Annotated in this window: 21 protein-coding genes and 1 pseudogene; 8 read left to right on the plus strand and 14 right to left on the minus strand. The window is 63.0% G+C overall.

Going from position 1 to position 17,997, the window contains the following annotated elements; all coding sequences use genetic code 11:
• Positions 1–227: 227 nt before the first annotated feature.
• Both BM374_RS34010 and BM374_RS34015 read right to left on the minus strand, forming a co-directional pair.
• A complete protein-coding gene (locus BM374_RS34010; protein WP_177248728.1) occupies positions 228–458 on the minus strand; it encodes a hypothetical protein in 231 nt (76 codons plus the stop codon).
• Positions 459–493: 35 nt separating this feature from the next.
• A complete protein-coding gene (locus tag BM374_RS34015) occupies positions 494–739 on the minus strand; it encodes a cysteine rich repeat-containing protein (RefSeq protein WP_092302923.1) in 246 nt (81 codons plus the stop codon).
• A 139-nt stretch (positions 740–878) separates the two neighbouring features.
• On the opposite strand from BM374_RS34015, the gene BM374_RS34020 reads away from it, so the two are divergent.
• Both BM374_RS34020 and BM374_RS34025 read left to right on the plus strand, forming a co-directional pair.
• Complete coding sequence (locus BM374_RS34020; protein ID WP_092302845.1) at positions 879–1,304, plus strand: DUF5413 family protein; 426 nt, start codon at positions 879–881, stop codon at positions 1,302–1,304.
• A 60-nt stretch (positions 1,305–1,364) separates the two neighbouring features.
• Entirely contained in the window at positions 1,365–1,895 is a 531-nt protein-coding gene (locus tag BM374_RS34025; protein WP_092302847.1) for a DUF4112 domain-containing protein, read from the plus strand.
• Between the two features lie 259 nt (positions 1,896–2,154).
• Here BM374_RS34025 and BM374_RS34030 read toward each other — a convergent pair whose 3' ends face one another.
• The 10 genes from BM374_RS34030 to napE form a co-directional block, all read right to left on the minus strand.
• Positions 2,155–2,442, minus strand: a complete 288-nt coding sequence (locus BM374_RS34030) for a hypothetical protein (RefSeq protein WP_092302849.1) — start codon at positions 2,440–2,442, stop codon at positions 2,155–2,157.
• 213 nt (positions 2,443–2,655) lie between these two features.
• The gene (locus BM374_RS34035; RefSeq protein WP_177248729.1) at positions 2,656–2,820 is read right to left on the minus strand and encodes a DUF3309 family protein; all 165 of its coding nucleotides are present in this window, start codon (positions 2,818–2,820) and stop codon (positions 2,656–2,658) included.
• 106 nt (positions 2,821–2,926) lie between these two features.
• Entirely contained in the window at positions 2,927–3,343 is a 417-nt protein-coding gene (gene msrB / locus BM374_RS34040; protein WP_092302853.1) for a peptide-methionine (R)-S-oxide reductase MsrB, read from the minus strand.
• Between the two features lie 31 nt (positions 3,344–3,374).
• The gene (gene msrA, locus BM374_RS34045; RefSeq protein WP_092302855.1) at positions 3,375–4,076 is read right to left on the minus strand and encodes a peptide-methionine (S)-S-oxide reductase MsrA; all 702 of its coding nucleotides are present in this window, start codon (positions 4,074–4,076) and stop codon (positions 3,375–3,377) included.
• Positions 4,077–4,369: 293 nt separating this feature from the next.
• On the minus strand, positions 4,370–5,485 hold the full coding sequence (locus BM374_RS34050) for an ATP-dependent DNA helicase (RefSeq protein ID WP_092302857.1): 1,116 nt from the start codon (positions 5,483–5,485) through the stop codon (positions 4,370–4,372).
• Positions 5,486–5,586: 101 nt separating this feature from the next.
• The gene (locus BM374_RS34055) at positions 5,587–6,240 is read right to left on the minus strand and encodes a NapC/NirT family cytochrome c (RefSeq protein ID WP_092302859.1); all 654 of its coding nucleotides are present in this window, start codon (positions 6,238–6,240) and stop codon (positions 5,587–5,589) included.
• On the minus strand, positions 6,237–6,707 hold the full coding sequence (locus tag BM374_RS34060; RefSeq protein ID WP_177248730.1) for a nitrate reductase cytochrome c-type subunit: 471 nt from the start codon (positions 6,705–6,707) through the stop codon (positions 6,237–6,239). Before BM374_RS34060 ends, BM374_RS34055 begins: the two co-directional genes overlap by 4 nt.
• Positions 6,704–9,217, minus strand: coding sequence for a nitrate reductase catalytic subunit NapA (gene napA / locus BM374_RS34065; RefSeq protein ID WP_092302862.1), 2,514 nt, complete (start codon positions 9,215–9,217; stop codon positions 6,704–6,706). The genes BM374_RS34060 and napA overlap by 4 nt, the downstream gene beginning before the upstream one ends.
• 17 nt (positions 9,218–9,234) lie before the next feature.
• Positions 9,235–9,549, minus strand: a complete 315-nt coding sequence (locus tag BM374_RS34070) for a chaperone NapD (RefSeq protein WP_092302864.1) — start codon at positions 9,547–9,549, stop codon at positions 9,235–9,237.
• Between the two features lie 26 nt (positions 9,550–9,575).
• A complete protein-coding gene (gene napE, locus BM374_RS34075; protein ID WP_092302866.1) occupies positions 9,576–9,761 on the minus strand; it encodes a periplasmic nitrate reductase, NapE protein in 186 nt (61 codons plus the stop codon).
• Between the two features lie 206 nt (positions 9,762–9,967).
• Between napE and BM374_RS34080 the strand changes: the two genes are divergently transcribed.
• From BM374_RS34080 to BM374_RS34100, 6 genes and pseudogenes are all read left to right on the plus strand, one after another.
• Positions 9,968–11,101, plus strand: a complete 1,134-nt coding sequence (locus tag BM374_RS34080) for an AraC family transcriptional regulator (protein WP_092302868.1) — start codon at positions 9,968–9,970, stop codon at positions 11,099–11,101.
• A gap of 189 nt (positions 11,102–11,290) precedes the next feature.
• A pseudogene (locus BM374_RS40165) lies at positions 11,291–11,389 on the plus strand (hypothetical protein); the annotation flags it as partial.
• Positions 11,390–11,498: 109 nt separating this feature from the next.
• Positions 11,499–12,428, plus strand: coding sequence for an acyltransferase family protein (locus BM374_RS34085; protein WP_349510009.1), 930 nt, complete (start codon positions 11,499–11,501; stop codon positions 12,426–12,428).
• A 70-nt stretch (positions 12,429–12,498) separates the two neighbouring features.
• Positions 12,499–13,704, plus strand: a complete 1,206-nt coding sequence (locus BM374_RS34090; protein WP_092302870.1) for an LLM class flavin-dependent oxidoreductase — start codon at positions 12,499–12,501, stop codon at positions 13,702–13,704.
• 217 nt (positions 13,705–13,921) lie between these two features.
• A complete protein-coding gene (locus BM374_RS34095; RefSeq protein ID WP_177248731.1) occupies positions 13,922–14,416 on the plus strand; it encodes a septal ring lytic transglycosylase RlpA family protein in 495 nt (164 codons plus the stop codon).
• A 71-nt stretch (positions 14,417–14,487) separates the two neighbouring features.
• On the plus strand, positions 14,488–15,276 hold the full coding sequence (locus tag BM374_RS34100) for a helix-turn-helix transcriptional regulator (RefSeq protein WP_092302872.1): 789 nt from the start codon (positions 14,488–14,490) through the stop codon (positions 15,274–15,276).
• A gap of 90 nt (positions 15,277–15,366) precedes the next feature.
• On the opposite strand, the gene BM374_RS34105 is transcribed toward BM374_RS34100, so the two are convergent.
• Both BM374_RS34105 and BM374_RS34110 read right to left on the minus strand, forming a co-directional pair.
• Entirely contained in the window at positions 15,367–16,632 is a 1,266-nt protein-coding gene (locus BM374_RS34105; protein ID WP_092302874.1) for a 3-phosphoshikimate 1-carboxyvinyltransferase, read from the minus strand.
• 161 nt (positions 16,633–16,793) lie between these two features.
• Positions 16,794–17,195, minus strand: coding sequence for a RidA family protein (locus tag BM374_RS34110; RefSeq protein ID WP_092302876.1), 402 nt, complete (start codon positions 17,193–17,195; stop codon positions 16,794–16,796).
• Positions 17,196–17,997: the final 802 nt, after the last annotated feature.

Here is a 17,997-nt window from a genome sequence, read left to right on the forward strand (position 1 = left end):
AACCACTTGGTTTTGGGGCGCCGCACGTGGCTTGATCTGCCGCATGTCACAGCCTTCACGCCGGGAGCTCAATCCCGTGTGTGGTCGCTCGATTTCCTGATGTTCGAATCGAAAAGTGCTGCGCCGCCCGATTCGAGTATGCGCCAAAGTCGCGAAGCTTCAATGGGAGACGCGAAGGAATTCGCAGCTGTTGCGCGAGCGTCACGCAAAACGCTTTGGGCAAGCGCTCAGATCGGTCGATCGCAGGATGCGTCGGCCTGTTCCATGTCATCAGCCGCAAGCGCAGCGGCGTGTTCCTCGACAGCGGTGATGCCCTTCGCCGTGAGCTCGAACAGATCGCCGTCCTTCATCACGTAGCCGTCCGCGATCAGTTCGCCGATCTTGCCGTGACGATCGTCGGCGAAGGCGACGGACTGGCTGATGTCCTTGAGGATCGAAAGCTGTTCATCCCGCAACATCGCTTCGTCCTCCATTCGCCGGGATCGCCGGATCCTCACATGCCGTGGCTCTGAAATACCTTGCTGCAGGATCGCGACAGCTTGGCGCGGTGGGCTTGCAGACAGCTCTGCACCGCACCATCGTTGCCGAGATCCTTGCGGCACAGCCGAGAGGCGTCGCGCGAGCAGGCGTTCTGCTCCTGTGGCGTGCCCATATGACCTTGTGCGAAGGCGGGTGCGCTGGACAGGCCGCCAAGGGACAGGAGGGTGATCGTCGCCAGCAAGAACACTTTACGAGACATCGGCCGCTCCAATCTGCCAGGTCAATTTCAGGTGCTGTCAGAACTCGTCGCTTTGCCACTTGTTCCCTTGAAGGCCGTAACCGCTATCCAAGGTTCCCGCCGCGCTGCTATAAAAGCTCGCGGCTATGAGGAGTCCGTGATGAAACGCTATCTGGTGTTCGCGCTCGTTGGTCCCTTCGTGGGCGGCTTCCTGCTGCTGCTGACCACCACCTACCAGTCCGGCTACTGGTCCCAGACCAGCCTCAATGAGGTCGGCAAGCTGTTCGTCGTGTTCTTCAAGAGCCTGCAATACAGCTATCTGTTCGGCTTCCTGCCCTCGCTGATGATCGGTGCTGTCGACGACATCCTGGCCCATGTCCGGCGGATCCGGCCGGGCTTACGGATGCTGCTGGTGGGTCTGTTTGCCTTCATCCTCGCCGCGTTCACCTACGGTTCGCGCGGGTCGGATTCGGGCGCGGTGCAGTTCATCCTGTTTGGCATGGTCGGCTTCATTCCGACGGTGATTTCATCCTGGCTCGTGCATCACTATGTCGAGGAGCCGCAGCCGGCAGCGGCTGCGAGCTGAGCGCGACCGTCAGACGCGGCGCAGCAACCTTCTGCTGCGCTCGTGCGTTCCCCAATGGCCATGACCATGCCAGACGACGATATTCTCGCACCACGCAAGTTCCGTTCCGGGCCGCATTCGCGCTCTGATTTTTCCACGGGACCGATCATCGACCAGGAAGGTCATGAGATCCGCCCCGAGACGTTGGAGCAGGGCTTTCGCGAGTTTCGCTTCGAGTTCGGGCAAGGAAATCCGTTCGGCAATCTGACGCGCGAGCAGCGCATCGCGCGCTTCGAGGCGATCGCCAGACTGCTCGACGTCGCCTTCATCCTGCCGGGCACCAATATCCGCTACGGCATCGACGGGCTGATCGGCCTGATCCCTGTGATCGGCGACATCATCACCACCGCGATCTCGGTGTGGCTGGTGCGCGAGGCCCGCGCGCTCGGCGCGCCCTGGTACATCACCGCGCGGATGCTCGGCAATGTCGCAGTCGACGGAGTAGTCGGCATGGTGCCGTTCGCCGGCGATGCCTTCGACGTCATGTTCCGCGCCAACATGCGCAACGTGCGCCTGTTGCGCCGCTGGCTCGACAAGCAGCCGCGGATGTAATCTCCTCTTTGTCTCCTCTGGCTTCCCTCTTTCGTGTCCCGGACAAGGTGCAGCGCGTAAGCGGGGACCCAGGGTACCTTAGGGCCCGTAGATCGTGGGCCCCCGGCTCTACAGCGCATCGCCGAAGGAGCGCTGCGCTGCGTCCGGGGCACGAGCGTCGCCGCTTTGCCTCCACAGCGGAAGAGGCAGAACCAAAACGCAAAAAGCGCGACAGCCTTTCGGCCATCGCGCTTCCTGCGCACATGGACTTTGCGAAAACTTACGCCGCGTCGGCGTCGGTGGCCGGCGCCGGCTTGGGGCGGCGGGGCAGCGGGAAGGCTTCGCTCTCATAGAGGGAGCGGATGCCGTTCTGGTCGAAGCGGGCTTCCTCGACCTGGAGATAGGCGCCGTTCAGCGAATCCGTCGGCAACTGCTCCATCGCGAACTGCACAGCCTCGGCCGCGGTGCCGAACCGGCGATAGGTGAAGCCCGCACGCTTCTTCTTGCGGATGGCAGCGGGGAAGAGCTCGGCGGAAGTGTTGAAGTTGAACGGACGCAGTGGACGCATGGTCAAAGACCTCGTGATCTTCTCTGGGGCTTTAAGCGCGTGGGGTTTGGGGAGGGCAGGGGCCGCAATCGAGCGGGCCCGCCACATGTCATTTTCGTCCCCTAATATAAGCCGATCTGACAGAAATGCGACCCCCGCGATGCGAGATGATGAATCCCTGCATGGCAGCCCCGCTGAGGAAATAAATAAAATAACTTCAATGACTTATATGGTTTACAATTTGCCAAGGAGCAGCAGGACGATCAGCACCACGAGAACGACGCCGCCGATTCCCATGCCGGAATGGCCCATGCCATAGCCATAGCCGCCGAACCGGCCGGACATGCCGCCCAGCAGATAGATGATCACCAGAATGATCAGGATGGTCCCGAGTGACATGGCATCCTCCCCGGCGGCCGCCGGATTGCACGCAACGGCTGCACCGCCAGACAAGAAAAGCACATTGAGCCGCCGGGTTCCATGGCGGAACCCGGCGGGCGCAACCTTATTTCGGCTCCAGCTTCAGCGCAGCCGAATTGATGCAGTAGCGCAGGCCGGTCGGTCCCGGTCCGTCGGGGAAGACGTGGCCGAGATGACCGCTGCACTTGGAGCAGAGCACCTCGGTGCGGATCATGCCGTGCGTCGTATCCCGCTCCTCGTCGATATGGCTTTCGACGGCGGGCGCAGTGAAGCTCGGCCAGCCGCAGCCGGAATCGAACTTGGCATCGGACTCGAACAGTACATTGCCGCAGCCGGCGCAGACATAGGTGCCGGCACGATGGTCGTGCTCATATTCGCCGGAGAAGGGGCGTTCGGTCGCCTTCTCGCGCAGCACCGCGTACTGCATCGGCGTCAGTTCGCGGCGCCACTGCTCTTCGCTCTTGATGACCTTGTCGGTGGTTTTCGTCTTGGCGTCGGGCATGGGTCTCCCGTTGTTTCCAGTGATCTTGCGGTCAGTTGGTGGCCTTGCTGGCACTCACCAGCGTCGGCTTCTCAATGTAGTTATCCGTGAACAGCTTTTTCAGGTTCTCGACCTTCGGGATGTCGTTGTAGGCGATGTAAGGCTGGTTCGGGTGCAGGGTCAGATAGTCCTGGTGGTAGGCCTCGGCCGGATAGAACGCTTCCAGTGCCCCTACCTTGGTCACGATCGGCTTGCTGAACACCTTGGCGGCGTCGAGCTGGGCGATATAGGCCTCCGCGATCTTCTTCTGCTCGTCGGAGGTGGTGAAGATCGCCGAGCGATATTGCGTGCCGGTGTCCGGTCCCTGGCGGTTGAGCTGGGTCGGGTCGTGCGCCACCGAGAAGTAGATCTGGAGGATCTTGCCGTAGGAGATCTTCTTGGGGTCGAACTTGATCTCGACCGACTCGGCGTGGCCAGTGCGGCCGGTCGATACGGTCTGATAGTCGGCGGTCGCCTTGGTGCCGCCGGCATAGCCGGAGACGGCGTTGACGACGCCGGCCGTGTGCTGGAACACGCCCTGCACGCCCCAGAAACATCCGCCGGCGAGCACTGCGGTCTGGATGCCGCTCGCGGATGCCGCGTCAACGGCAGGGGCTGGGATCACGACCGCGTCTTCCGCGGCAAGTGCCGGTGCGGCAAAGCCCAGCGATAAGGCAGCGGTGGCGGCGAGCAGGGACAGGATGGAGCGGCGCATGGCGGATCCTCTTTCGGAAGGCCTGACAGTCTAGGGCGATTGAGGGCGGGCGAACAGCCTGCCCGGCATTTTCAGACAGTTCAGATACGGACGGGCCGGGCGATTGTTACAGGGAGAGCGACACGTCTCCGTGAAAAAAAGCCGCTACCCGCGGCCCGGCTTGGCGGGGTGGGGAAGTGGCGAATTGGGTTGCGGAGCCACTCAATTCGTCATTCCGGGGCGATGCGAAGCATCGAACCCGGAATCTCGTCATTCCGGGTTCGGGCCGCCCCGGAATGACGAGGTAAGCAGCCTCACACAACGATACTCAACCTTTTCGCCGCCCGCGTGATGCCCGTGTACAGCCACCTTGCGCGGCTGTCCTGAAACGCAAAGCTCTCGTCGAACAGCACGACGTCGTCCCATTGCGAGCCTTGCGACTTGTGCACTGTCAGCACGTAGCCGTAGTCGAACTCGTCATAGGGCTTGCGCTGCTCCCAGGCGATCTGCTCGACGCCGCCCTCGAAGCAATCGGCGCGCACCGAGACCTTCGTCACCTTGTGGCCGAAATCCTCGTCCGGCGAGAGCCGCATCGAGAGGATGCGCGATTTCGAGCGCGAGGTGTTGCGTGACTTCACGCGCCACAGGCCGCCGTTGAACAGGCCCTTCTTGCGGTTGTTGCGCAGACATACCAGCTTGTCGCCGGCGACCGGAAATGCGTCCTCGATGTTCTGGCGCTGCCGCACCCGCATATTGTACGCGCGGCGGGTGTTGTTGCGGCCGACCAGCACCTGGTCGGCGCCCATGACGCGATCGGGATCGAGCTCCTTGCGCGACACCACCTCGCTCTCGCCGTAGCGGCCGATGTCGAGCTCGCGGCCCTCGCGGACGTCCATCGACATCCGCACGATCGGATCGTCCTGGGCCTGGCGGTGCACCTCGGTGAGCATCGCGTCCGGTTCGGTGTTGGTGAAGAAACCGCCGCCCTGGATCGGCGGCAGCTGCGCGGGGTCACCGAGCACCAGCAGCGGGCAGTCGAACGACATCAGGTCGCGGCCCAATTCTGCATCGACCATCGAGCATTCGTCGATCACGATCAGCTTCGCCTTCGACGCCGGGGCATCGTCCCACAGTTCAAAGCTCGGCTGCTCCTCGCCGGATTCGCGAGCGCGGTAGATCAGCGAGTGGATTGTCGAGGCCTCGTCGCAGCCCTTGTTGCGCATGACGAGCGCCGCCTTGCCGGTGAAGGCGGCGAATTTCACCTCGCCGTCGACGCCCTCGGCGATGTGCCGCGCCAGCGTGGTCTTACCGGTGCCGGCAAAGCCGAACAGGCGGAAAATCGGCGGCGTGCCGCCCCTGCCGGGCTTGGCCTTGAGCCAGTCGCCAACGGCCTTGAGAGCGGCATCCTGATGCGGGGTGAACGTGGCCATGTCTGTCTTGAGGAGGGACGGAATCGAGGCGATTCGTCATTCCTCAAAACTAACCATTCGCCCCGCTGGTTCAAGCGGGGCGAATCCGGTCGCGTTCGCCCCTACTGCCAACCCGGAACGCCGCGCATGTCGGGCAGGTGATGGGCGATGCCCTTGTGGCAATCGATGCAGGTCTTTTCGCCTGAAAACAGGAAGCGCTGGTGCGCCACCGAAGCACGCGGCGACTGCTTGGTGATGTCCATGGAATCGGCGCTGTGGCAGTTGCGGCATTCCAGGGAATCGTTGGCCTTGAAGCGCGCCCATTCATGGGCGGCGAGCTCGAGCCGGTGATCCAGGAATTTCTCCCGCGTGTCGATCGTGCCGAAGATCTTGCCCCAGACTTCCTTGGAGGCCTGCATCTTGCGCGCGATCTTGTCGGTCCAGTTGTGCGGCACGTGGCAGTCCGGGCAGGTCGCCCGCACCCCCGACCTGTTGGAGAAGTGGATGGTGGACTTCAGCTCGGCGTAGACGTTGTCCTTCATCTCGTGGCAGCCGGTGCAGAATTTCTCGGTGTTGGTCAGCTCCAGCGCGGTATTGAAGCCGCCCCAGAAGATCACGCCGGCGGCAAAGCCTGCGAGCACCAGCGTGCCGAGCGCGAAGACCGTGCTCGGCCGGATCAATACCTGCCAAAGCTCGCCCAGGAAGTCCCAGCTTCGCGCGACGAAGCCGCGCTTTCCCGTCAGCTCCGCCTTTGGTTCGTCAGCGGTCGTCGTCATCGCCGGCCACCGGGGCTTGCGCGCGACAGCAGCGTGTCGATGTCGGTGAAATCGTTGCTCACCGGCGGATTTGCGGTGCTCTGCGGCACGTGGCACTCGGTGCAGAAGAAGCGTCGCGGCGAGATCGAGGCCAGGAACTGGCCGTCGCGGTCCATGAAGTGGGTGATCGACACCATCGGCGCCTGCGATTCCGCCGTGCGCGCCCGCGCGTGGCAGGACAGGCACTTGTTGCCGTTGAGGTCGACCTGATAGCCGTCGATGTTGTGCGGGATGACAGGCGGCTGCTCGGGATAATTGCGCGACTCCCGCTCCGACGTGTTGCGGTTCGGCAGCATCGGCGGCGCCGGCCCCTCGTCATTGAGCGGGGTCGCGCCGCGCAGGCTGGAAGAGACCGTCTGTGCGGTCAGTGAGCTCGCGCCGGCTGCGATCGCGAACGCCAGCAGCACGATTGCGGATCGTTTCATCATGACATGTTCACTCGCTCGATGCGCACGGCGCATTTCTTGAAGTCGGTTTGCAGCGAGATCGGATCGGTGGCGTCCAGCGTCACCTTGTTGATCAGCTTGGATTCGTCGAACCACGGCACGAACACGAGGCCGCGCGGCGGCCGGTCGCGGCCGCGCGTCTCGACCCGGGCGCGGATGAAGCCGCGGCGGGACACCACTCTCACTTCGTCGCCGCGGCGCAGTTTCATGTCCTGCGCGTCGTCGGGATGCATGAAGCAGACAGCCTCCGGGAACGCCTTGTAGAGCTCGGGCACGCGGCGGGTCATGGTGCCGGAATGCCAGTGCTCCAGCACGCGGCCGGTCGAGAGCCAGAACGGATATTCGTTGTCCGGCGATTCCGCCGGCGGCTCGTAAGGCAGCGCGAAGATGCGCGCCTTGCCATCAGGGTAGCCGTAGAACTGCACGTCGGTCCCCTGCTTGACGTAGGGGTCGCTGCCCTCGCGGAAGCGCCACTTCGTCTCCTGGCCGTTGACCACCGGCCAGCGCAGCCCGCGTTCGCGATGATAGGTGTCGAACGGTGCAAGGTCGTGGCCATGGCCGCGGCCGAACGAGGCGTATTCCTCGAACAGACCCTTGTGGACGTAGAAGCCGAACGCCTTGGACTCGTCGTTGAGATAGCCCGCCTCGATGTCGGAGACGGGAAACTTGTCGACCTGGCCGTTCTTGTAGAGCACGTCGAACAGCGTCTTGCCGCGCACCTCCGGCTTCTTGGCGATCAGCTCCTCGGGCCAGACCTCCTCGATCTTGAAGCGCTTGGAGAATTCCATCAGCTGCCAGAGGTCCGATTTCGATTCTCCGGGCGCAGCGACGAGCTGGTGCCAGAACTGGGTGCGCCGCTCGGCATTGCCGTAGGCGCCTTCCTTCTCCACCCACATCGCGGTGGGCAGGATCAGGTCGGCGGCGAGCGCGGTGACGGAAGGATAGGCATCCGAAACCACGATGAAATTGTCGGGGTTGCGGAAGCCCGGATAAGTCTCCTCGTTGGCGTTGGGGCCGGCCTGGATGTTGTTGTTGACCTGCACCCAATAGGCGTTGATCAAGCCGTCCTTCAGCATCCGGCTTTGCAGCACGGCGTGCGCCCCGGGCTTGTCGGGAATGGTGCCCTCGGGCAGCTGCCAGATGTGTTCGGCTTTGGCGCGGTGCTCCTTGTTGGTGACCACCATGTCGGCGGGCAAGCGGTGCGAGAAGGTGCCGACCTCGCGCGCGGTGCCGCAGGCTGAAGGCTGCCCCGTCAGCGAGAACGGGCTGTTGCCGGGCGCGGAGATCTTTCCCGTGAGAAGATGGATGTTGTAGACGAGATTGTTGCACCAGACGCCGCGGGTGTGCTGGTTGAAGCCCATGGTCCAGAACGAAACCACTTTTGTTTTGGGATCGGCATAGAGCTCGGCCAGCGCCTCGAGCCGGTTCAGCGGCACGCCGGACATCTCCGCCGCCTTTTCCAGCGTGTAGTCCGAGACGAACTTGACGTATTCGTCGTAGGTCATATCGGTGGAGTCGTTGGCCTTGGCAGCGCCCGTCGCCTTCTTCTGCAGCGGATGCTCGGGCCGCAGGCCGTAACCGATGTCGGTCTGGCCGCGCCGGAAGATGGTATGGGCGGCCACGAACTCCTTGTTGACGCGCCCGGTCCCGATGATGTGGTTGGCGATCGCGTTGAGGATGTAGAGGTCGGTCTGCGGCTTGAACACCATGCCGATGTCGGCGAGGTCGAACGAGCGGTGCTCGAAGGTCGAGAGCACGGCGACGCGGACATGCGGCGCGGACAGCCGGCGGTCGGCCACGCGCGTCCACAGGATGGGATGCATCTCCGCCATGTTGGAGCCCCACAGCACGAAGGCGTCGGTCGCCTCGATGTCGTCATAGCAGCCGGGTGGCTCGTCGATGCCGAAGGTTCGCATCATGCCGGCGACGGCGGAGGCCATGCAGTGGCGCGCATTGGGGTCGATGTTGTTGGTGCGGAAGCCGGCCTTGAACAGCTTCGAGGCCGCATAGCCTTCCCAGACCGTCCACTGGCCGGAGCCGAACATGGCGACGCCGTTCGGCCCGCGGTTCTTCATCGCCTCCTTCCACTTCAGCTCCATGATGTCGAAGGCTTCGGTCCAGGTGACAGGCGTGAAGTCGCCGTTCTTGTCGTACTTGCCGCCTGTCTTGCGCAGCATCGGCTGCGTCAGGCGATCGTGGCCGTACATGATCTTGGAGAGGAAGTAGCCCTTGACGCAGTTGAGGCCGCGATTGACCTCGGCCTTGATGTCGCCGTGGGTGGCGACGACGCGGTTGTCCTTGGTCGCGACCATCACCGAGCAGCCGGTGCCGCAGAAGCGGCAGGCGGCCTTGTCCCATTTCAGTTCGGAGGAGTCGCGCTCGGTCACGAGATTGGCGGCGAGCGAGGGGGCCGGCATGCCGGCAGCGGCGGCCGCGATCGCGGCAGCCTCGAGCTTGAGCATCTGGCGGCGGTCGAGCTTTGGCGATGTCATGATGGCTCTCCCGGCCGTCAGGCGGTTTCGATGGCGTGAAAAACCAGCGCTGCGGAATAGACGTCGCGCAGTGACTGGATGGTGTTGAGCATGGTGCCGAGGCTGCCGGCGTCGGGCGCTTCGGTCACGACGACAAGTTTTCCTCTGATGTCGCGGCCATGGATCTCGCAGCCGGGCAGCGCGGCAATCTCGGCTTCCAGCGCGTCGAGGCGCTCGGGCCGGGCCTGCACCAGGATGCTGGCGATCTCGGCGCCCGGGGGCGGAATGACGCGGTCGGTGGTGAGCACGCGGCCGGTGATCAGTGCGCGGCGGTTCAGTGTGGCGTGTGCCATGATGCCTGTCTTTTCGCTTGTCGGGATCAATGCGGGGAGGGCGGCGGACCGGGAGGGCCGGCAAACATCTGGTAGATCCAGACGCCTAAGCCGTAGGAGCCGACCGTTCCGACCGCGAGAACGGGCATCACGATCGCGGTCAGGAACAGGAACGCAAAAATTTCCATGCGCTTACGGCGCACGCGGGAAGGCGCGTCGTCAGGGGCCGACATATTCGGTCTCTCTGAAATGGTATGGGGAATCGGGACGGCATCCGGGCCGTTGCCTTGCTGTATCTTAGGTGCAGCAGGCCGGCTGACGCGTTGATCTGGATCAACCGCTCAAGTTGCTGATGTCGCAGGCGCAAGCGCAATTTTGGATTGTGCACGCGCGAAGGCAATGCGAGAGTTGAGCTCTCGAATGGAGACTGAATCGCGTGATGGGGCTCACGGCCATCGATCTCGGGCTGCGCGGCGCAACGAGCGGCGTGTTCCTGTTGATCATTCTCGTGACGCTGCAGCGTCGCGCGACCAGCCAGCAGGCTTTGCTGGGCATGGCTCTGTCTGCCGGCGGCGTGTTCTATGCCATCACCACCGCGCCATACTTTCCCAAATCGGCATGGTGGTGGGTGTTGCCGATCATGACCGCGCAACCCACCGTGTTCTGGCTGTGGGCGCGCGCGGCGTTCGACGATGATTTCGTGCTCAGGCGATGGCACGGTGCCCTGTGGCTCGGCATCGTGGCTTTCACCTTTGTGCTCACGCTGGGTTGGTTCTATTGGCCCGCTTTGGCCGGGGCCGGCGGTCGAGGCCTTGCGCTTTTCAATCTGGCACTGGCTCTCGCAGCGGCGGTCCAGACGATCAGGACATGGCGCGCCGATCTGGTCGCGCGGCGCCGCCGGCTACGGCTGGCGATGCTGGCGATCAATGTCGGGCTCATCGTTACAGTCGCTGGCGCCGGCTTCGCTGCAATTCCGGTTCTGGTCCCCGGCGCGCCCGGCAGTCTTCCGACCGCATTCGTCCTGTTCGTGGTGGCGATCATGGCTGGACTGGCTGCGATGCAGCCTGCCGTGCCGGAGGCCACGGCGGCCATTGCGCCCAGCGGCAGGCGCGAGGCCGATCGCGCGCCCACAGGCCGCGTCCCCGTCAATCCCCGGGTCGTCGTGGATCCCCGGGTCGTCGTCGATCCCATCCTGCTGCGGCGCCTCGACCACCTCATGACCGTGGAGCGAACCTACCGGCGGGAAGGCCTTGCGATCGGGGCGCTCGCGGCCCGGCTCGACGTTCCCGAGCACCGGCTCCGCCAGGCCATCAATGAGGGGCTCGGCTATCGCAACTTCAATGCGTTCCTGAACCGCTACCGCATCGAGGATGCGAGGCTGGCGCTATCAGATGTGACACAAAGAGAAGTCCCGGTGCTGACCATCGCCATGGATGCCGGCTTCCAGTCGATCGGACCTTTCAACCGCGCCTTCAAGGCGGAGACCGGCGTCACCCCGACCGAATTCCGGCGCGAGGCGCTGAGCCTGCAGGATAAGGTCGGCATCAGCGAGCCACGTCGAGAAATCGGCTAGCCGATTTTTGGATCGGGCGAGAGAAACTGGCCCGATTGGGCAGACTGTGCGGCAGAAACGCCCTGTCCAGCCAATGAGAGCCTGTCCATGTCCCCTTCGAGCGCTGTCAATTCCGCACCCGAACGGCTTCACGCGCTCGATGCTGTCAGGGGCATTGCCCTGCTGCTCGGCATTGTCCTGCACGCGGCCATGTCGTTCGTGCCGATCACGCCCCGGATCTGGCCGATCCAGGACACTCACCCAAGCCTGCTGCTGGGCCTGCTGACCTTCACCATCCATGTCTTCCGGATGACGACCTTCTTCGTGATGGCGGGCTTCTTCGCCCGCATGAGCTTTCATCGCAGAGGCAGCCTGGGCTTTCGTCAAGGACCGGTTGCAGCGGATCGCCTTGCCGCTCTTGATCGGCTGGCCGCTCGTGTATGTGCCCATCGTGCTTGTAGTCACCTGGGCGGCGAACTTTCCGAATGGTGGGCCGCCGCACGGGGCGCCCGGCTGGATGCCGGCACTGCCGAATTTCCGCCTGACCCATCTCTGGTTTCTCTACGTTCTGCTGGAGCTCTATGTCACCATGTTGCTGCTGCGCGGGGCGATCGCCTGGCTTGATGTATCCGGCTCGTTGCGAACGCTCATCGACCGCCTCTTCGCGCGGACCATCCGCAATCCGTTGGCGCCGCTGGTTCTGGCGATCCCGATCTTCGTCGCGCTCTGGCTCGATCCGAGATGGGGCTATTCGATGGAGGTGAGGACGCCGGATCAATCGCTCATCACCAATGCGCAGGCCTGGATCTGTTTTGGCCTCGCCTTCGGCGTCGGCTGGCTGCTGCATCGGCAGGCCGATCTGCTGCGGCTGATCGAGCGGCGCTGGCTCCCGCATCTCGTGCTCGCAATCGTTCTGATCCTGATCTGCTTCGTGCTCGCGGGTGTGATGTTGTCTGCGCCGGGCGCGCCGAAATTGCCCTATAGCTTCGCGACGCTCAGGCTCGTCTCCGCCGTTCTCTATGCGGCCGCGATCTGGATCACGACATTCGCCGCGCTCGGTCTCGCGCTCCGCTTCATGTCCGGCTTCAGCCCGACCTGGCGTTATCTCGCCGACGCGTCCTATTGGCTCTATATCATCCACTTGCCGATCGTGATGGCGTTGCAGGTCGCGTTGTCACAGCTAGACTGGCCTGGGCTCGTCAAGTTCGCGATCATTCTCATCGTCGCGGTTCCGCCGATGCTGGCGAGCTATCATCTCCTGGTTCGCTTTACCTTCATCGGCGCGGTGCTGAATGGCCGCCGCGCCGAAAAGCGCGTTCTCCCGCGCAGCGGAATTGCGACTGCGTAGACAGCGTCGCCCCACCCATTAAGATGCCCGCAACAAAAAACATGCGGGCAGAAAACTTGGGAGAGGCGTCATGAAGTTCGGCATCTTCTATGAGCTGCAACTGCCGCGGCCCTGGGTGGCCGGCGACGAGCTCGCTCTTTACCAGAACGCGCTCTCGCAGATGGAGCTCGCCGATCAGCTCGGCTACGACCATGCCTGGGTGGTCGAGCATCACTTCCTCGAAGAATATTCGCACTCGCCGTCGCCGGAATCGTTCCTCGCCGCCGCCAGCCAGCGTACCAGGAACATCCGCCTCGGCCACGGCATTCTCCAGCTCACGACGAACCATCCGGCGCGCGTTGCCGAACGTGTCGCGGTGCTCGACCTCCTCTCCAACGGCCGCTGCGAATTCGGCATGGGCGAGAGCGCCTCGATCACCGAGCTGACGCCGTTCGGCCGCGACATGGAGACCAAGAAGGAGGTGTTCGAAGAGGCGGTCGCCGCGATCTTTCCGATGTTCAGGGACGCAGGAAGCGAGCATCACGGCAAATATTTCGATATCCCCTTGCGCAACGTCGTGCCGAAGCCGGTGCAGAAGCCGCATCCACCGCTGTGGATGGCCTGCTCGCAATTGCCGACCATCGAGCGCGCCGGCCGTCACGGCTTCGGTGCGCTCGGCTTCCAGTTCGTCAGCGCCGATGCTGCACATGCCTGGGTTCATGCTTACTACAATGCGATGACCAAGCGGCTCACCAAGCTGGCCGACTACGAGATCAACCCGAACATGGCGCTGGTGTCGTTCTTCATGTGCGCGAAGACCGACGAGGAGGCGCGTGCGCGCGCCGACGGCGCCACCTTCTTCCAGTTCGCACTGCGCTTCTACGGCGCCTCGCAGAATCGCCAGCGGCCCGCGCCCTACACCGTCAACATGTGGGACGAGTATATTAAGTGGAAGCGAGACAATCCGGAGGCGCAGGAGGCGGCATTGCGTGGCGGCCTGATCGGCTCGCCCGAGACCATCCGCAGGAAGCTGAAGCGCTTCCAGTCGTCGCATATCGACCAGGTCATCCTGCTCAACCAGGCCGGCAAGAACAGCCACGAGCACATCTGCCAATCGCTGGAGCTGTTCGGACGCGAGGTGATGCCGGAGTTCCAGAACGACCCGGTGCAGGCGGCGTGGAAGCAAGGTGTGATGAGCGGCGAGATTCAGCTCGAAGAGATCGACACCCTGGCTTTTACGGATCGCTACGGCAAGCTCGCGATCAATGTCGCTGCACCGAAGGCCGCGGCAGAATAAGATTGCTCGTTAAGTCATGCTGCTGACGCATTCTCTGTTTTAGACGGCGACAACTTAAAACACTGCGTGGGAACCACTGAAGGTTCGCACCACGGTTCCATCGCCAAGGGGTTGGCACGAACCCGCAAAACTCCGGTGCAGGCTTCACGAACGCGTCCGCGTTCGCTTGCGTTGTTTGCGGTGTCGGGAACCGGACGACGAAAAAATCACAGGAGTTATGATGCTGTTCCGCTCGAGCGCCGCGATTTGCGGCGCCCTGGTCGCGCTTGCCGTGTCTGTTACCATTGCCAAGTGTGAAACGCGTGGGGGTCACGCAAACACCGTCGCCGATACCGCCTCCGGGAATGCGGTGGTTGGCGCGGCATCCATGTACAATCCGTTCAGGCCCGGCAAGGAGGAGGGCGGTCCGCGCACAGCCTCCGGCGAACGTTATGATCCCTCGGCCTGGACGGCGGCCATCAAGACGACTTTGCGCCGGAAATTCGGTGGCGTCCAATTTGGTGTGAAGCCGAAATATGCGCTCGTCGAGGCGGTCGGCAAGAAGGTCATCGTCAAGATCAATGACGTGGGACCGCTCAGGCCCGGCCGCGTCATCGATTTGAACGAGCGGACGATGCGCCATTTCGATCCAAGCCTGGAGCGCGGAGTCATCAGGGACGTGCGAGTCAGCCCGCTCTCAGGGGACGACTGGACACTGGGGCCGGTGGGCTGAATATCCCATGCCTTCCGCAGAGATCACCTCGCTGCTATGCTCCCGTAAAACAACGGCTTGCGGAGGAAGCGATGCGGTCTCGGGTGGTGCGCGCAAAATCGGCGGCCGGCGATGTCGCGCCGGCGGTCCTCGCCATCGGCCGGCCCGATTTCCCTGATGTCCTGATCGACGCGCTGCGCCGGCGGGCCGGCGTCGGCCATTGCATGGTGTTTGCGCTCACGCGCGCCGGTGCTGCGAGCTGCCTGCTCGATGTCGGCAATATCCCGATCGGCGGCGATCTCGGTGCCGCCTATGCCGGCCAGTTCCACGAAGCCGATCCCAATCGCGATGCGCTGTTCGAGGCCGAGGCCGACGCGCCGATCATGCTGCCGAGCTTCGCGCCGCGCATGTACGGCGCGCGCTACCGGAAAATCTTCTTCAACGACTTCGATATCGTCGACAAATGCGCGACCGCGATCTGGACGGGAGGCACCTGCTTCTACGTCAATTTCTACCGCATCACGGCGCAGGGACGCTTCGGCGACGCCGCGCGTACTCGGCTTCAGGCCATCGCGCCGGCGATTGCTGCCAGCGTCGCGCGTCATTTCCAGCAGGCCGCGACGCCGACGCCGGACCAGTCGCTCGCCGCGCTGTTTGCGATGTGCGCGCCGCTCTCCGCGCTGACGCCGCGCGAGCAGGAGGTCTGCCGCCGCATCCTGCTCGGCTTCAGCTCCGAGGCGATCTCGCAAGACCTCGGTATCAGCCTGCATTCGACCCTGACCTACCGCAAGCGTGCCTATGAGCGGCTCGGCATTTCCTCGCAGAACGAATTGTTTGCGATCGTGCTGCGCCTGCTTGCGGGGGCATCGAGGCCGAACTGATGGTATGTACTCATCATCGCGGCACGAGTCTGTTTTCACCTTTGAAAGCAGACATTGCGGCGGATGCATGAGAGCATTCCCCGGCGCCATTTAACCTAGCAGGTCGTCGCCGAACAGGCGCGTGCCCGACGAAGCATGCTGTATCCCGGCGCCGAGCTCGGCGAGCTTGGCAAAAAAGTTGGGAAAGGTCTTGCGCACGCACGCGGGGTTTCGCAGGCGGATTCCAGGCACCCGCAACCCCAACATGCCAAAGCACATTGCGATCCGATGATCACCGTAGGTTTCGATCTCTGCCCCGCACAGGGGGCTGGGATCAATCGTGAGCGCGTCGCCAATCTCCTCCACGCGCGCGCCGCATTTGATGAGCTCGGTCCGCAGGGCTTCGACCCGTTCGCATTCCTGGACCCGCAACCGACCCAGGTCGACGAACCGCGTCGCGGATGGCGCAAAGGGCGCGAGCACGATGGCAGTCATGATGCTATCGGCAAGGTCTGTGCTGCGCGACAAGACGGGCTGCCAGGCCTGTTCAAGCACGAGATGACGAAATTTCTGGTCGGCCTGCATGCCGCTGGTGGGGGCGGGCCTTACGGTGATACGGCTCCCACTGTCACGCAGAAGCCAATGAGCCCCCCAGAAATAGCTGGCAGCGGACGCATCTGGCTCGACGTCATACACGCCTCCGTCCCAGGGAAAGTCGTTCACCAGGCGCCGTGTCATCTCGACATACGGTAATTCATCCTCGTTGCCGCCGGTGACGCGCACTTTCCAGCCCCCGATCCGTTCAGACAGAAGCAATGCCGACGCAAACTGCGAGCTTTCTTCGACACTCACGCTGCATGTTGCGCCGGGACGGGGGCCGCTGCCGTGAATGACGGCGGGGAGGCGGTCGTTTGCGCTGTCGATGTCATAGCCGAGCTCGCGCAAGGCATGGATGAGGGCGGCCTGCGGCCGCTCGTGCATGCGCGGGACACCGCTCACGCGCCAGGTGCCTTGGCCGAGACACAAGAGTGGCGGCAAGAAGCGCGCAGCCGTGCCGGCATTCTCGACGAAAAGCTCAAGCGGCTGCGCCGGCGTGCCGGCATTGGGGATTTTTCCGCCGCATCCGTGAACCTTGAGGGTGCAGTTGGCCGGCTCGGCTGGATCATCCGCGACTTCGATACGGAATCCCAATCGCTTGAGACAGTTCACCATCGCCTGCGTGTCCTCGCTCCAGAGGGCACCGCGCAGGACGACCTCATTGTTCGCAAGAGCTGCCAAAATCAAGGCACGGTTGGTGAGGCTCTTGGAGCCCGGCAGGACGACGGTTGCATCGGTCCGGCGGCGCGGCGGAATTATTTCGATGAGGTCCGGCAGCATGGTTGGAGAACTATGCGTCGCGCCCGCCACTTCCGCAATGGTCGAAAGCTGCCCTCAGCAAGCCAGTATGCCCCGGGCGGCTCAACTCTCGGAGGCGGACGTGTCGGCGCGCTCAGTTAGAGTCCGCAACGAGCTACAGGCGGACGAACAGTCATACGGCATCAGGCGGCAGCAACACCTTCGATTTCGATCAAGAGACCATCCGCAAAAAGGCGTGAGACTTCTACTAGCGTGATGGCGGGGGCAGCCGCCGGTTCGACGCTCTTCAGGAACCGATCTCTAGCGCGCCGGTATGCGGCCAATGTGTTCATGTCTCGTACGAACACAGTTAGCTTGACTAGGTTCGCCGCCGTGCATCCGACGGATGCAAGAGCCTGGGAGACATTATGAAATGCTTGGTCGGCCTGAGCTTCGAGATCACTACCCCCGACCAGCTCTCCGTGAGCGTCAAGAGCTGCTTGACCCGAGAGGAATATCAGCCGACTAGCTCTGACATCGACGATGTGAGAGTATCCCGGCGGAGTCTCCAATCCGGCTGGATTGATATATTTGATTTCTGACATGGCATCCTCTCGCAGAGCGATTCCTTAGCTGCTTATAGCATCACAACTCGCGGTTGCAACGGATCATTCGCGGGCTTTGCCGCTGCTCGATCAGGTCCGGTCTGCCCCCGCTGGCGGACAGATGATCAAGTCCGATTTTCGTCGGTATGGCCACAGATCATCTAGTAGTTATCGCGAACTAAGCTGGCGAAGGTCGATGGGGGAGCTTGCAGTGCCCCAACAATCGTTGGGAGTTGCGAATACTTGCAAGCAGCGAAGAGCGAGAAAGCTCCGCATGGTGCAGCTTATGAGGGGAAGCAGCCTTAGCGCCGGTTTCATATCCTTCATACTTGGAGGAATGACGACGCCTCCACAGGCAGACGAGGGTCCCGATTTCGTGACTCAGACGCTTGCGTCGCACAGCTACGAGATTCCTCGCGACTTGATTGAGATGATTTACAAGCCGGGTTACAGCGGCGTCGCCAATCGAAATCCAAACTGGTCGCATGATCCGGTGGTGCGCCTCGCGTTGCAGTGGCCAGAATTTACGGCGCCTACGATCAGCGATCCGCAAGGCTATGGGTCAAAATGCGAAGAACTCAGATTGAGCAAATCTGGTCCGTTCTGGCGCGAGGAGCGGACCTCCGTCAGACGCGCCCCAACTTCCAGATGGACCAGGGGCTGACCTACCGGCAACCGTGTCTAATTGATCCCGAACAGACCGTTAAAGTTGGCTATTGCCGTCGCGAGGTCATGCCGTCTGACATTCGTCCGCGTCCGCTCCCAGCCTCGTTTGAACGAGATCGACACTTGCTCTGGATTC

Origin of the sequence: Bradyrhizobium sp. Ghvi (assembly GCF_900115265.1) — a bacterium.
In the GTDB taxonomy this organism is placed as follows: Bacteria; Pseudomonadota; Alphaproteobacteria; order Rhizobiales; family Xanthobacteraceae; genus Bradyrhizobium.